At 45.6% G+C, this 15,230-nt stretch carries 10 protein-coding genes; 8 read left to right on the top strand and 2 right to left on the bottom strand.

The features are described 5' to 3' along the window. Nucleotides 1-1,793 (top strand): FimV/HubP family polar landmark protein (locus JK130_RS03920; RefSeq protein ID WP_281420596.1); only part of this gene is annotated, 1,793 nt, incomplete at its 5' end. A 12-nt stretch (nucleotides 1,794-1,805) separates the two neighbouring features. Here JK130_RS03920 and JK130_RS03915 read toward each other — a convergent pair. Next, nucleotides 1,806-2,693 (bottom strand): patatin-like phospholipase family protein, encoded by an 888-nt coding sequence (locus JK130_RS03915; RefSeq protein WP_218352908.1) that lies wholly within the window; start codon nucleotides 2,691-2,693, stop codon nucleotides 1,806-1,808. A gap of 205 nt (nucleotides 2,694-2,898) precedes the next feature. On the opposite strand from JK130_RS03915, the gene JK130_RS03910 reads away from it, so the two are divergent. The 7 genes from JK130_RS03910 to purF all read left to right on the top strand — a co-directional run bounded on the left by JK130_RS03910 (nucleotide 2,899) and on the right by purF (nucleotide 14,540). Then, nucleotides 2,899-8,622 carry an outer membrane protein assembly factor BamB family protein gene (locus JK130_RS03910; protein WP_218352907.1) on the top strand — a complete coding sequence of 1,908 codons (5,724 nt, stop codon included), beginning with the start codon at nucleotides 2,899-2,901 and terminating at the stop codon, nucleotides 8,620-8,622. Between the two features lie 86 nt (nucleotides 8,623-8,708). Next, complete coding sequence (gene truA / locus JK130_RS03905; RefSeq protein WP_218352906.1) at nucleotides 8,709-9,500, top strand: tRNA pseudouridine(38-40) synthase TruA; 792 nt, start codon at nucleotides 8,709-8,711, stop codon at nucleotides 9,498-9,500. A gap of 151 nt (nucleotides 9,501-9,651) precedes the next feature. Beyond that, nucleotides 9,652-10,497, top strand: a complete 846-nt coding sequence (gene accD / locus JK130_RS03900; RefSeq protein ID WP_218352905.1) for an acetyl-CoA carboxylase, carboxyltransferase subunit beta — start codon at nucleotides 9,652-9,654, stop codon at nucleotides 10,495-10,497. After that, on the top strand, nucleotides 10,498-11,772 hold the full coding sequence (gene folC, locus JK130_RS03895; protein ID WP_218352904.1) for a bifunctional tetrahydrofolate synthase/dihydrofolate synthase: 1,275 nt from the start codon (nucleotides 10,498-10,500) through the stop codon (nucleotides 11,770-11,772). Between the two features lie 15 nt (nucleotides 11,773-11,787). After that, nucleotides 11,788-12,375, top strand: coding sequence for an SPOR domain-containing protein (locus JK130_RS03890; RefSeq protein WP_218352903.1), 588 nt, complete (start codon nucleotides 11,788-11,790; stop codon nucleotides 12,373-12,375). Nucleotides 12,376-12,519: 144 nt separating this feature from the next. Beyond that, a complete protein-coding gene (locus tag JK130_RS03885) occupies nucleotides 12,520-13,008 on the top strand; it encodes a CvpA family protein (protein ID WP_218352915.1) in 489 nt (162 codons plus the stop codon). A 14-nt stretch (nucleotides 13,009-13,022) separates the two neighbouring features. Beyond that, nucleotides 13,023-14,540 (top strand): amidophosphoribosyltransferase, encoded by a 1,518-nt coding sequence (gene purF / locus JK130_RS03880; protein ID WP_218352902.1) that lies wholly within the window; start codon nucleotides 13,023-13,025, stop codon nucleotides 14,538-14,540. A 40-nt stretch (nucleotides 14,541-14,580) separates the two neighbouring features. Here purF and JK130_RS03875 read toward each other — a convergent pair whose 3' ends face one another. Beyond that, nucleotides 14,581-15,180: a Yip1 family protein gene (locus tag JK130_RS03875; RefSeq protein ID WP_218352901.1), complete on the bottom strand. Its 600-nt coding sequence runs from the start codon at nucleotides 15,178-15,180 to the stop codon at nucleotides 14,581-14,583. Between the last annotated feature and the right edge of the window lie 50 nt (nucleotides 15,181-15,230).

Below are 15,230 nucleotides of genomic sequence, written 5' to 3'. Positions count from 1 at the left end.
AATCACCAAGCGATAACGATTTAGCCTCTGAGGTCGAACCCTCGAACGCTGATGCACAGAGCGATGTTGATAATGCCGATAGCGATGTCGAGAATGCCGATAGCGATGTCGAAAATAATGAGAAAGATGCTGATAGCGATGCCAATGTTGATATTGACGACATTGATGCTTTGCTGGACAGCGTACCCGAAGCAAATGACGACGAAGACAAGTCGGAACCACAAAGCGATAGCGATTTAGCTCCTGATGTCGAGCCCTCGAACGCTGATGCAGAGAGCGATGTTGAGAAGGTCGAGAATACCGATAGCGGTGACAAGCCTGTCGAGCCGGAATTGCCAGAGTCAGCCAATAATGAGACGTCATCACCCTCTGAGGACGTCAGCTCAGAAGGTAAAGAGGATACGCCGCCCTCAGATTTGTCTGCAATGCCTGATGAAGAAGTTGAAGCACTGTTAGATGGTCTTAATGAGTTTGATCGCGATGAAGCAACTGACCCTGAAGCCTATACCTCTGAAGAGTCAGTAGGTTCTGAGTTTACCGATCATGAATCAACCGCTGAAGAAATTTCTGAGCATGATGATTCAGATCAAAAAGAAGACACGGCAGAGGAGTCAGAACGGCAGGAAAATACTGATTCAGACGAAGAATTATCGTCAGATGATGACGCACTCTCACTTGAAGCCGACTCAGAGCGTCCTATTGTTGAGCCGCCTGAGCCTTCATTACCGTCTGACAATTTCGAACCTGAACGCGAGGATGAAATTACTCCGTCTGAAATGTCAGAGACAGACCTGAGCTCTGACTTGGAATCGGCTGAAAATGCAGCTGATGAGCTTTTTGACGAGTTAGACTTAGAAGATGAAAACGACACAGATTTTGAAGGTGAGCCGTCATTAGAATTTGAGGAGGATAGCACTGAATTATCCAATGCTCAGGATGACGAGTCTTCACAGAGCCCACAGCCTGTTCCAGAACCAGAACCAGAACCAGAACCAGAATCAGAACGAGAAAAAATACCAGATGTACAGATAGATCCGCTGGACTCGGCGTTAACTGAGTTTGATCGTCAGTTGATGGACAATATTCCTTCGTTTACCGACAGCGATCAAAGCGATCACAGCAAGTTTGATGACAGCATTCTTAACGACGTTAATGATGCTCCTGAGTTTGCGTTAGAACAAGAGCTGGATGGGGCAATGCCTTCTGTTGGGCCAGGGCGTGGCGATATTAACGAGCTTGAAGACGTCCCCGGCCTTGATGACTGGTTATCTGATACAAAAGGTTCTGATAAAGATATTTTTGATGAACTTGAAGGTGCTGACTTTGATGATTTACTGGGTAATATGGGCGAAGACAGCTCAGAGCCCGCAGCAGTGCCCGGGGCGTCGCTAGTCAGTGATGAGGCTGAACAACGCTTTAAACAGGAACACCCCGATCTGGATTTATCTGCGCTGTTAAATGATCCGGTACAAACGCATGAAAAAACAACTGAAGCCGACTTTTTAACCGTAGAGTCGTTGTTAGACGATAGCTTACAAGACGATGGCAAGCACTTTGAAGAAGTGCCTTTAGATTTAGATGTAAGCCTTTCAGATTATAGTGGGATAAGTGACGATGCAGATATTATCGACATAGATAAGGACGCAGGCCAGAGCGCTAATCTTGATCTTGCCCGTGTATATATGGAAATGGACGATATGCCTACCGCGAAGGAATTATTAGAAGAGGTAGCGAAAAAAGGCAGTGAAGAACAGCAAAAAGAAGCTGGCGAATTGCTTGCTGGTTTAGCGTAGTTAGCTTCATGCTTAGCCAGTGCTACCAGCGACTTTATCTTTGGTCACGGGTATTAAAGACGGGTCTTCTGTATCCAACTTTTTGGGAATAAACGCCAGGGTTGTGTCGTAGCCAAGTTGGTAAAGTTTAAGTTTTATACTTTGAGACGCTTTAAAATCTACCGCTGATATGTGCTCTGTATTAATAATAATTGTACGATGCCAAAACCGTGAAGCGACATATTCTCGAGACAACGCAGACATAAACGTGCGGGTCAGCATGGTTAAATACAGCGGAAGAGGAAACCGACCTTTGTGTTTAAGCGATTCTTTCTTTTGTTCGCTGCGCAGCCGAAAACAAACTGAAGGTGTGCCATCTTCCTGCCAGTCTCTGAACAACGCATCTTCTGACAAAATAGCCCCATCTACCAAAAGTTGATCGCCAAACTCTTTAAAGGCAAAAATTAATGGGATGGACATAGAAGAACGTACTGCCTGAGACACTTTGACTTGAGGGGTGTTTTGCCGGTTAAATATCACTGGTCCGCCGCCATTAACGTCGGTCGCAACAATATGCAGGTTATACGCTAACTCTTCGAAAGTCAGTCCTTCAAGCTGCTCATCTAACCATTGCTCAAGCCGATCTCCGGACGACAAGCCCCCCTGTTTCAGCAAACGCCATAACGAAAAGTCAGTAAATTGACGAAAGTTAGTGGTTAGCGCTAATTCTTTGAGGTAAGCCAGGCAGTGTCCTTTGGCGACCAGCGCCGCGATAATCGATCCCCCTGACACTCCGACAATAGTCGAATATGAAATATTTAAGTCGTTCAGAGCCTGTAATATGCCGATATGGGCGGGCAACCGCGTTCCGCCGCCTGACAAAATAGGTACTATAGTTTTAGGGTAGGTCGATTTTTCCATTGTATTTCTCTTTTACAGCTTATTAACAGCCTAGCGTAAAACCAGGGACTTTGCGCATAAATGTAGCCTTGTAAAACAGCACAAAGTTTTAGGTAAAGCCAGTAACAAAAATTAACAAATTAGAAAATTATTATCTTTCTATAAGCATAAAGTGCGGCTATTATCTGAACGATAATAATAAAAGTAGTACCAAAAGGACTTGAAGATGAAGCCGTATGTTTTGTGGCCGGTAATATTTTGTGTCGTTGTAATTCTTAGTGCCTGTGGTGGTGGCGGCGGCGGTGACGACAGCACGCCGACTGTTTCGCCCACGCCTGAAGTTCCGCCCCCGGAGGCTCCCCCAAAAGAAACGCCTCCAAAAGAGACACCGCCTAAAGAAACCCCGCCTGAGGGTCCTTCTTTAACTACTTATACCTTAACGGGTGAGGCCGTAAAAGGGCCACTGGCCTATGCTGAGGTAGCAATATATGCAGTAAACTTTGAATCTGCCTCGATGAAAGGTGAATTGCTGGCAACGACTACTACGCATATCGATGGCCGCTTTTCTGATATTTCATTAAACGTAGAAGAACCGGCACTGGCTTATCTTATTGAGGTAACGGCCACCCCACAGACCATCGATATTACGACCGGTCAGGCTCCCGTATTTTCTACACTACAATCATTGGTTTCTGGTTCTGCGATACAAGTCAATACACCTGTTTTGATTACGCCTTTAACCCACCTCATAACTCAGGCTACGGCTCACAGAGCAACACGTATCGAAGATGCGATTGTAATGCGCGATATTCTGGCTCAGAGCGTTTTACAGTATTTTTCATTTGGCGCCACTAATATGAACGACCCATTTAGTACGGGGGCGTTAGCCAGCAATGAAATTGATAAAACCCTTTTGCTTGAACACAGAACGATTATCGAAGGCATTACGGCACTGTTGTTTGAAGTAGCACAATCAGCTGGAATATCGGTACAAACGTTATCAGAGCTTATCGCCAGAGATTTATCGGATGGGGTTTTAAACAACCAGGCTGCAACAGAACAGGTGAACGGATTTTCAATAGATGACCTGATGGGCGCGGCCGTACCTGCTTTAGTTATTCCGAACACAGATCAAGATGGTGACCTTAATACCGACGATCCTTTTGTGGTTAGCCAAACTGCAGAGCTTTTGCAGCAGGAGCAGCAGCGTCTTGATTCCGGCATCGATTTGTCTTTATTAACCACCGACGAATTTGTATTTATCCCTGCACCATTAGGGGTCGACTTTGACAAAGATGGTATTCCCGATAGTACCGACGATGATGATGACAATGATGGAGTTACAGACGTTAACGATGTCTTTCCGTTAGACGATTCGGAATCTAATGATATTGATAGCGACGGTGTTGGAGATAACGCCGATGCCTACCCGGGCAGCGCACAGTGTCATCGGCTTAGTGACGGTAATGGCGTAAATTGCTGGGTAAACATATTAGCAAACCAACACACCGTTGAGGTATTACAAACTGAGTCGTGGATCGTTTATGCAAATCTTGCAGGTAATTATCACTATGAGCCCGGGGCATCTATTGTGGTTGTGCAAGATAAAGCAACCGGCTTTATCGTACAAAGTTTCGCGGGTGTCGACTTTAAAGATATTACGGTAACCGCGAACGGCGAAATTTGGGTTATTAATGATAACGACGATATAGGCATACTAGAAAAAAATACCTTTAAACGTGTCTACAGCGATGAAAACGGGCGAGCAGACTCGTTGATAGGTCTTACCGACAGCGTATTGGTACATCTGAATTATGCAGGGGGTTTCATACTACGCGGTAACGGAGATATGGGAGAAACGTACTCGCTGGCAAACCATTCACGGTCCGGTACTGTGGCTTACAACTCTGAGTTAAAGAGTTTGTACATCTCTGATTATTTCAGACTGGACGGTATTGTTAAGTACCAGGTGGATGAATCCGCGCTCACTATTGAATTGTCACCCCAAAACATCAAAATCGATGGAAGTCAGAGCGAAAAACTTTGGATAGATGCCAAAAACAGCCGTTTACTTACCGAGTCCGGTACGTTGTTAAATGCTGAATCACTCGCCTGGCTGGCGGCTTCAGAATATGTTGTTATCGATGCGCTAGCGACCTCAGATGGGAGCTGGAACTTATTGACTGAACAATCGGGCAATGTGGTATTTGTTCGTTTGGACCCCAATCTTGCCTTGCAGCAAACTGTACCTTTGCCGAATAGTCCGCAGGCGCTGTTTAAAAGAGGTGACAATATTGTCGCGGTGACACGTGATGCATCAGCTTATGTGTTTCATGAGGTGGCAATTACCAACGATAGCGACGGTGATGGTGTACCTGATACCCAAGATGCATTTCCAAATAATTCGAGTGCAGCGACAGACTCAGACGCCGATGGTTATCCCGACGAGCGTTTGAATGTTGGGAGCGGTGCTAATAACCTATTGATGGTTGATTCATACCCTGACAATGCAGCCTGTGCAATAACGGGCCAGGAATGTCGCTTATCACCCGATGCCTATGAGGTGTCAAACGCTATAGTCTTTTCAGACTACTCCGACATTATTTATATTCTAAGTCAAACCCGTCAGAAGCTGTATCGCTACAATATTACTGAGCAAACCTATTTAAATCCGGTTAATTTGGCTCGTCCTGGCACAAATGCTATTACCGGTATTTATCATACTGAGCATGATAAAGTTTATATTGGGTATAGCTCTGGTGCTATCGTTTCAGTAGCTCCGGGCGAGCAAATAAGCACTGTGCTTACGGTACTGGAGGCTGGTATAGACACGCTGTTGCCGGCTGAAAATTACCTTGTTGGTATTGATAATAAATACAATACATCGGTGAGTTATAGCATTGGCAAAGACGGCATAATTCGGGACCGTTTACATACTGAACACGGCAATGCCAAAGTAGGGTATCTAGACGCTTCCTCTATGCTCGTAACTTTATTGTGGGACAATTATGAACTTAAACTAAACAGACAGTTACTAGACCAGCAGGCAGGCCTGTTGTTAGATAGCGAAAATGTGGTTCTACCGGAACAGTATCATCATTATCGTGCAGCGGATGTTTCAAACACGCTGGTTAACGATTCATTCTGGCTGTCTGACGGGGCGCTCATCTCGTTAGATACCAACAGTTTTAACGATAAAGCCGTGCCCGCGCACGATATAGCATTAGGGTTTAGCAACACCGTCGTAACGCTGGAAACTACGACCTCACAGCTAATGTACATTGACAACAATAGCATTGAGGTTGTGTATAGCCGCGAATATGACTCGGCGATTGGCCTGGTAAAAATGCAGGACGATGCTGTTGTGGTTTTGTTTAGAGAAAACGAACCTGAATTTGTCCCTATTGAGGTTTCAGACTCCGACAACGATAGCCTGCCCGGTTGGTGGGAAAGCCTGTATGGTCTGGATGATAGCGATGCCCTCAATGCTCAGCTAGATACAGATTCAGATGGCTTAAATAACCTTCAGGAGTACGCAGCGGGCACTAACCCAATTGACGCAGATACCGATGCAGACGGGGTTGCCGACAACGATGAAATTTCGCTTTATCAAACCTCGCCGTTGCTGCCTGATACCGATGGTGACGGTCTGTCCGATAGCGAAGAAATTTTTGTCACGTTTACTTCACCATTATTTGTTGATACCGACAATGATTCGTTGTCTGACTATGATGAAGTCATACTGTACCAATCTAATCCGTTAACCGAAGATACCGACGGCGATACTCTGCCAGATAGTTACGAAGTCGCAGTAGGACTTCAGATAAATGTTGCTGACAATACCGCTGATTCCGACAATGATGGGCTGTCTAATGAACAGGAATTTGCCGCTGGAACGCATCCGTTACAAGCCGACACCGATTTTGATCAGCTAAGTGATAGCGATGAACTTGCTCTGGCAACCGACCCACTGAACTTTGATACCGATGCTGACCGAATTCCTGATGGCATTGAAGTAAATGCTACAACCGACCCGCTTACACCGGACAGTACGTCAGACCTTGATAATGATGGGTTTTACAATGTGACCGAGTATTTTACCAATACGCTTATAAACGATATAACACAACGACCGGTTGCCCCTTTTTGGCGATATGATTTTCAAACCGTAAGGGCGTTTAGTTTGACTGAGGTTTCGCGAACCAAAATGCCTGTGCAGCGGTTTATGGTTAATTACAATACGTTGATAGGCCCTCAGCAAACAGGCGACGAACGCCAGATATATGCCCTTTCCACAGACAATGACTATGTGAGTGCTTTTGATACTGCAACAGGAGAGTTGGTCTGGTCAAAAGCGCTATCTACCGATAGCTACAACCAGCACTCTATCTTTGCTTTTGAAGGACGGGTAGGGGTTATCGGGGGGGGCGAGTATTTCATCTTTGATACTACCGATGGTACTTTACTTGAAACAATAGATTTAGTGGTAGGTACGTCGTATCAACTTAGGATAGATAACAGTGTTATTTATCTTAAATCCAGCGCAAAACTGGCTGCATTTTCTCTGGCAGGTGAAAAACTATGGCAATATACGCTCAGCGTCAGCCATTGGGGCCCCTTAAAGCTAACCAATACATTTGTGGTGCTGAAACTTAGGGATGGTTATAAAGTACTCGACCGGCAGACAGGCGCAGAAGTCTCAGACCTTACCCTACCTGAAAGTAGCTATATAATCGATTCTGGCTCATACGATAATCTGCTTATTCAAGCCGGCGGTAGCGTAAAGTCGTTAGATCTTCGCAGTGCAAAAATCACTGATTTGTTTGGCAATGATGGCTATTACTCTCTGTTTGCCAGCCACGGTCTGGTTTATACCTTCGTTCAAAATGAGTTAAATATCTATAACGAGGTAAACGGTGAGTTAGTAATACAGGTCCCAGACACCGACGTGTGGAGTTGGAGCGGCGATCTTATTGTGACTCAGGATACTATCGTACTTAATTTTTCCGATAAAATAATTGCTTATGATTTGCTAACCTCTGAAGCGATATTTGAAATTGATGTTGAAATTGGTAGTACAAGTAAGATCATACTCACCGCCGATGACATGCTATTACATTTTAACAATTCCACGCTAACCGGATACAGCCTGGGTAAGGACACCGATGGCGATACAATAGACGACTGGTGGGAAAACCGTTACGGATTAGATGCGACCAATGCCGCTGATGCTCAGGATGATTCAGATTCAGACGGTCTTATTAACGTTGATGAGTTTGCCCAAAAGACCCGCCCCGATGTTGTGGATACTGACGGCGATACGTTAAGTGACGGTGATGAATTTCATATCCATAGCACCGATCCTTTATCAGTAGATACTGACAACGACCATCTGAGTGACAGTGAGGAGATTTCAATCTACCTGACCAGCCCTGTCGATGCTGATTCTGATCAGGACGGCTTTTCTGATAACGCGGAACTGTTTATTTACGACACCGATCCTAACTCAGATACCGCTATTCCCGAACCTTTACTGTTTCTTGAAATTGATTTTGAAAACAGCATTGACGCGAAAAAGTTCTCTAAAACAGTGGACTCGGATGCCAGCTGGCGAATAAGCGATACTGCCTCGGTTTCTGGAAACGCGTCGTTTAAATCAGGACAGATTTTTCACAATCAGAGTAGCACTACAGAAATCACCTTGTTGACTTCAGCGGGTAGCTTGTCATTCAACCTGAAAGTTGACTCTGAAGCGTGCTGTGACGATGTCGCGGTATTTGTTGATGACGTTTATTTTGATAGATTCAGGGCGTCGCAGTGGCAAAATATAGAAATTAATCTGCTTCAAGGTCAGCATACTATTCGATGGGAATACCGAAAAGACGGATCGGTAAATACCGGTGAAGACTCGGCCTGGATTGATGATGTGGTGTTCACCGCTGAGCCATAGCCTGGCGACTCGGTGTAGACTCGTTGCATCTGTATTGCTGTGAGTCTACACTTAGCCCGTTTTTTTCACGCAATGGGTAATGCAACATGAGGCGATATGCCTTAGGAATAGAGTACGATGGCACAACGTTATGCGGCTGGCAGCGCCAGCTAGGTGTTAAAACTGTGCAGGAACATCTTGAAAATGCGCTTTCAAAAATAGCTGATACGAATATTCATGTGCAATGTGCAGGGCGTACCGACGCCGGCGTGCATGCCACAGGCCAGGTGGTACACTTTGACTCGCCTAACGCCCGACCTTTGAAAGCATGGGAAATGGGTGCCAATACAACTCTTCCCGACTCGGTGGCGGTAAATTGGGCGACTGAAGTACCTGACGAGTTTCATGCTCGCTTTTCAGCTACGCATCGGCGTTATCGCTACATTATGTATAATGCAGCATTGCGCCCGGCCATACTGGGCAAGGGCATTACGCACGTTTATAAACCGCTGGACGAATCTCGAATGCACGAAGCTGCCCAGGCTTTGGTTGGTATTCACGATTTTAGCGCCTTTCGGGCCGCGCATTGCCAGTCTCATTCAGCCTGCCGTAATGTGACCCACGTGAAGGTAAGCCGACAGGGCCGGTATGTTATTTTGGATATTCAGGCGAATGCATTTTTGCACCATATGGTCAGAAATATCGTAGGCTCATTGATTACAATTGGTGCCCAGGAAAAACCGGTAAGCTGGATCGGCACGTTACTGGATTCAAAAGACAGAACTCAGGCCGCCGCAACGGCTAAGCCTCATGGTCTGTATTTGGTCGATGTTATCTACCCTGACAAATTTGCGTTGCCTACACGTCCGTTAGGGCCATTATTTTTACCAGAAAACTAAGCAGTCGTGGTAGGGTGAACTTCTAAGACCAGTTTTGTTTTTCCGTTCAAACTGTATTGTGGTCTAATAGCGGGCTGTATTGAAACTTTGCGGTGCACCAATAAACACAAATTAAGCCTCCGCACAACAACGAGCAAAAGGATTCTCTTTAATGAGCTGGATTCAAAAAATTCTTCCGCGCACACAAACCTCAACCAAAGGCAATGTACCAGAAGGAATCTGGACAAAATGTGGCAATTGTCAGGCTGTATTGTATAAAAGCGATTTAGAAAAGCAGCTAGAGGTTTGTCCAAAGTGCGATCACCACATGCGAATCAGTGGACGCCGCCGTTTAGAAACTTTTCTGGATAAAAATGACCGGGAAGAGATTGGTAGTCAGTTTGAACCTCAGGATATACTGAAGTTTAAAGACTCCAAACGTTACAAAGACCGTATTTCAGCTGCGCAAAAAAGCACAAATGAAAAAGACGCCCTTATTGCCATGAAAGGCAAGCTAAAAGGCAAGCCGATTGTCGCGGTAAGTTTTGAATTTGCTTTTATGGGCGGTTCAATGGCATCGGTAGTAGGTGCCCGGTTTGTTGCTGCGGTAAATGTTTGTCTTGAACATAACCTGCCGTTGGTATGTTTTTCTGCCAGTGGTGGCGCGCGGATGCAAGAGGCACTGATGTCTTTAATGCAAATGGCGAAAACCTCCGCGGCCCTGGCAAAAATGCGAGAAAAGCATCTTCCGTACATTTCGGTATTAACCGATCCGACCATGGGCGGCGTGTCAGCCAGTTTGGCTATGTTGGGTGACATTAACGTTGCCGAACCTAAAGCATTGATTGGTTTCGCCGGTCCGAGGGTTATAGAGCAAACCGTACGTGAAACGCTTCCGGAGGGCTTTCAACGCAGCGAATTTTTAATAGAAAAAGGCGCTATTGATATGATTGTTGATCGTCGTAACATGCGCGACAAGTTATACGGTCTATTAGTTAAGTTACACCGAACAGACTAAGTGAATACTCGCATCCATCATAGTGCGCCAGGCCTTCAGGGCAATTTGGCGCACTGGCTTACTTATCTAGAATCTATTCATCCTACCACGATAGACCTGGGCCTGAACCGGGTTCAGGCCGTGGCGAATAATCTGGGTTTGTCATTCAGCGACAAAACCGTTATTACCGTGGCAGGAACAAATGGAAAGGGCACCACTTGTCGTTTTCTTGAGCTTGCTTGTTTGCAGCAACATAAAACAACCGGGGTGTATAGCTCGCCGCATCTGCTCAGTTATGCCGAACGAGTCAGAATTAACGGCGATATGGCCTCTGAAGACGACTTTTGTCAGGCTTTCAGACGTATTGAGCAAATTCGCGAAGACATTTCACTTACCTATTTTGAATTCAGTACTCTGGCTGCGCTTTTGCTGATGCAACAGCACAACGTTGATGTACTGATTCTTGAAGTAGGTTTAGGCGGCAGATTAGATGCCACCAATATTATCAGTGCAGATTTAGCTGTTATAACCACCATCGATTTAGACCATCAAGACTGGTTGGGTGACACCCGCGAGGCCATTGCCCGTGAAAAAGCGGGCATTATGCGCGCGCATAAAAAAGCAGTCATTGGTGACCTGTCTCCGCCGTCATCGCTACTTGAAGAAGTAAAGCGCCTGAATGTGGATGCGCGATGGGCGCAGCAGGACTATCAGTTTACCAGCACCCAATCGTGGAGCTGGCAAAGCGCAGATAATCAGTTTACTCACCTTCCCGAACCGAATATTCCTAAGCAAAATGTGGCTACTGCGCTGGCCGTATTGCAGCATCTTGACTGGCTGCCTGATGGCCGGCAGGTAGCGCAGCTGATTGACTCGACCACAATGGCGGGCCGCTTACAAACCGTCAAAAATACCCCCAGAGTGGTGGTGGATGTAGGCCACAACCCACAGGCAGTCAGAGCTATGTTAAGCTGGCTTAATACCCAAAAGTTCAACCAGCTGCATGTTGTTGTGGGTATGCTTAAAGATAAGTCTATTGCCGCTACGCTAGCTGAATTATCGGGCGTACCGGGTTATTGGTATTTGGGTGATACCGAAGGGCCGCGCGGTGCTTCATCGCAAATACTATTGCAAAATATTGATGAGCCGTTAAAGTCACAGGCAAAATGTTTCAGTGCGCTAAATCTGGCCTATCAAAAAGCGCTCGATAGCGCGAACAAAGACGACCTTATTTTGGTGTTTGGTTCATTTTTGACGGTAGCAGCAGTATTACGTCATGAGTCTGATACCCAATGATAGCAGGAGTATGATGTGAGTTCGGCTTTGCAAAATCGCGTAGTAGGTACAGTCATTGTTGTTGCATTAGCAGTGATATTTTTGCCTGATTTTTTAGAAGGCAAAAAAGAAACCCAGGAAGCAACCTTTGCCAGTATTCCTGATACTCCGGCCAAAAAACCTATAGTAGAACCAGACACGTTTCCAGCCGAGCGCGTAGCTCAGGCGGCTAAAAGACCATTAGAAGTGGTAAATGAACCTGCCTTAGACGATATTCCTGAAGACACTGAAACTTCATCACCTGAGGCCTCTTCCTCTGCTAATGCCAAGCCGGATGATTTGGCGAGTCAGACCATAGTAGCACAGGCGGCAGACGACGATAATTCTGGTTGGGTAGTGCAATTGGGCAGCTTTCGTCACCAAAAAAATGTTAAACAGCTATTAGCTAAGCTGGAAAGGGCTGGGTACAGAGCATTTAGCCGACCTGTCAAAACCAACTCAGGCTCGTTGACTAAAGTATTTGTAGGACCTGACTTAAATAAGCAAAAGCTGAATTCTGCCTTACCTCATCTTAAGGAAGTCACCGGTCTATCGGGGCGTATAACACAGTTCAAAGTCAATTAACCCCATTTATAGATAACCAAATTGTCTATTCATTAGACTATTTGAGATTGGTTATAAGTATGGCTTCTGATAGAATGCGCGCCATCTGTCACGATGCATTTTGCTACAATCTGCTCAACAAGTATTAAAGGCCGATATAACGTGTTGAACTGGGTAGACTTTACCATTTTGGGTATCATTGCGATATCTACCCTCATAAGCCTGGTCAGAGGCTTTGTTAAAGAAGCTATTTCATTGGTAGTTTGGTTTGGCGCGTTGTTTATTGCCAGTCAATTTTTTGCCGATCTCGCTGTCCATTATACCCTTATTGAAGATCCCGTATTGCGCAACGGCGCCGCTATAGCCACGCTATTTGTGATGGCACTGATTGTGGGTGGCATGGTAAATCATGTAGTGGGCAGGGCGGTTCAGGCCTCGGGCCTGTCAGGCGCCGATCGTATCCTTGGAGCTGTATTTGGTGGCTTACGCGGACTACTAATTGTCAGTGCACTGTTGTTTTTCTTAGACACATTTACCGCCGCAGCTACCGCGTTATGGTGGCAGCAGTCGATACTTGTTCCCGAATTTGGAATCATTATTGAGTGGTTTTTTACCTTTGTAAAAGGCAGCTCCAGTTTTTTAACCCCCGCTTGAAATAGGTAAATCAGATGTGTGGTATTGTCGGAATAGTTGGTAAAAACCCGGTAGCGCAGTCGCTTTATGATGGCTTGACCGTGCTGCAGCATAGGGGCCAGGACGCTGCTGGAATAATAACCATAGAGCAAAATCGATTCAATTTACGCAAAGCAAACGGGCTGGTTCGCGATGCTTTTCACACCCGGCATATGAAACGTTTGTCTGGCCATATGGGCATAGGCCATGTTCGTTATCCTACTGCGGGTACATCGAGCTCGGCAGAAGCACAACCTTTTTATGTAAATTCTCCGTTTGGTATTGCCTTTGCTCATAATGGTAATCTTACTAACTCTCATGATCTTCAGGAAGAAGTGTTCAAGATAGCCCGTCGGCATATCAATACATCGTCAGATTCTGAAATTTTGCTTAATATCTTTGCTCATGAGCTGCAAAATTGCACCGATTTAAGCGTTAGTCCTGAAGATGTATTTAAAGTGGTAACCACCGTTCACAAGAAAATTCGTGGAGCTTACGCGGTTGTCGCTGCCATCATAGGTCAGGGCGTTGTTGCCTTTCGCGACCCAAATGGAATTCGACCTTTAGCGTTAGGAAAGCGGGTTACTGCTATGGGCGAAGAATATATGGTTGCGTCTGAGTCGGTTGCACTGGATGCCGTAGGCTTTACCTTTATTCGCGATGTCGCGCCGGGTGAAGCGGTCTTTATCACCGAGGCTGGTGAGCTTCACACCCAGCAATGTGCAGAAAATCCGGCCACCACGCCCTGTATTTTTGAATTTGTATACTTTGCGCGTCCCGATACTTTTATCGATGGAGTTTCAGTGTATGCCTCACGTGTAAATATGGGCCGCAAGCTGGGCGAAAAAATTGCCCGTGAGTGGGCAGATTTAGACATTGATGTAGTTATTCCTATTCCTGAAACATCGATGGATGTGGCGCTACAAATTGCCAATACACTTGAGCTGCCTTACCGGCAGGGTTTTGTAAAAAATCGTTATATTGGACGCACATTTATTATGCCGGGCCAGACGATGCGTAAACAATCGGTGCGTCGTAAACTTAATGCTATTTCGTCTGAGTTTAAGGATAAAAGCGTATTATTGGTCGACGACTCTATTGTACGTGGAACTACCTCGGGGCAAATAATCGAGATGGCTCGCGAGTCGGGTGCTAAAAAAGTGTATTTTGCGTCAGCTGCGCCTGAAATTCGTTTTCCGAATGTTTATGGTATAGATATGCCTTCGGCTAACGAGCTTATTGCCTATGGGCGAGAAATAGAACAAATTGCTGATCTGATCCAGGCCGATGGTCTGATATTTCAGGATATTTCAGATTTGGTTGATGCAGTTCGTGAAGAAAATCCCGATATTCAACGCTTTGAGACTTCAGTGTTTGATGGCAACTATATTACCGGCGATATCGATCAGGACTATCTTGAACGCATAGATTTGGCCAGAGGCGAGTCGAGCAGGACGCCGGTATTACAGGCCGAGCTTTCGAATCTGGATATGCACAACATGGACTCTGATTAGTAGCGATACAAAAAATGCAGCGTTTACGCTGCATTTTTTATTAGTGAAGAAATTCAGGTCCTAATCCTGAACCCCAGGCAATAACCGTGGCTGCCATTAATACACTAAGTAAAACCAGTCCACAGGTGACCACTGAACTTGCGTAAATAAAGCCTTTTTCCTCAGGAATATGCATAATAATTGGGGTGCCTGAATACAACAGGTAAACAGAATACGCTAAGGCCACCAGTCCTACGCTCATAACAAACCAAAGCTCAGGGTAAAGCCCGGCAAAACCCACCATAAACAGGGGGGTAGCGGTGTAGGCGGCTAACTCTAATGACTGCGTATAAGTTGGTTTGGCATCAAAAATGTTGGCCAGTTCATGAATCATCACCGCCAGGCAAATAGCGCCGACCACCAGTCCAAAATACAGACCAGTTGCCACAAACACCGCGCTCTGCGGCGTTAACCGAATCAGTTCACCGGCGCCGAAGCTCCAACCTAACTGGGTGCCGGAATAATAAGTAACTAAAGAGGGAATAAGCGCAATAAACAATATGTGACTTAAAGCGTACACGTAGTTTTCGTGTTTTTTATCAATGCATTCCCATTCTTCACGGGGATGGGTGTAGATACCCAGCAAATGATTAAGAATCATGATATTCCTTAGGTTATTTACATTATTTTAACATGCTTACTATCTTATAT

This window comes from Alteromonas lipotrueiana (assembly GCF_019249245.1).
Lineage (GTDB): Bacteria > Pseudomonadota > Gammaproteobacteria > Enterobacterales > Alteromonadaceae > Alteromonas > Alteromonas lipotrueiana.
Note: the sequence above shows the minus strand (reverse complement) of the source record. Positions and strands in the feature narration are given on the sequence as shown.

Bases quoted from the DNA above. Each gene is read 5' to 3' on its own strand.
- JK130_RS03875 (WP_218352901.1), bottom strand. From the start codon at position 15,180: ATGATTCTTAATCATTTGCTGGGTATCTACACCCATCCCCGTGAAGAA.
- accD (WP_218352905.1), top strand. From the start codon at position 9,652: ATGAGCTGGATTCAAAAAATTCTTCCGCGCACACAAACCTCAACCAAA.
- purF (WP_218352902.1), top strand. From the start codon at position 13,023: ATGTGTGGTATTGTCGGAATAGTTGGTAAAAACCCGGTAGCGCAGTCG.
- JK130_RS03915 (WP_218352908.1), bottom strand. From the start codon at position 2,693: ATGGAAAAATCGACCTACCCTAAAACTATAGTACCTATTTTGTCAGGC.
- JK130_RS03910 (WP_218352907.1), top strand. From the start codon at position 2,899: ATGAAGCCGTATGTTTTGTGGCCGGTAATATTTTGTGTCGTTGTAATT.
- truA (WP_218352906.1), top strand. From the start codon at position 8,709: ATGAGGCGATATGCCTTAGGAATAGAGTACGATGGCACAACGTTATGC.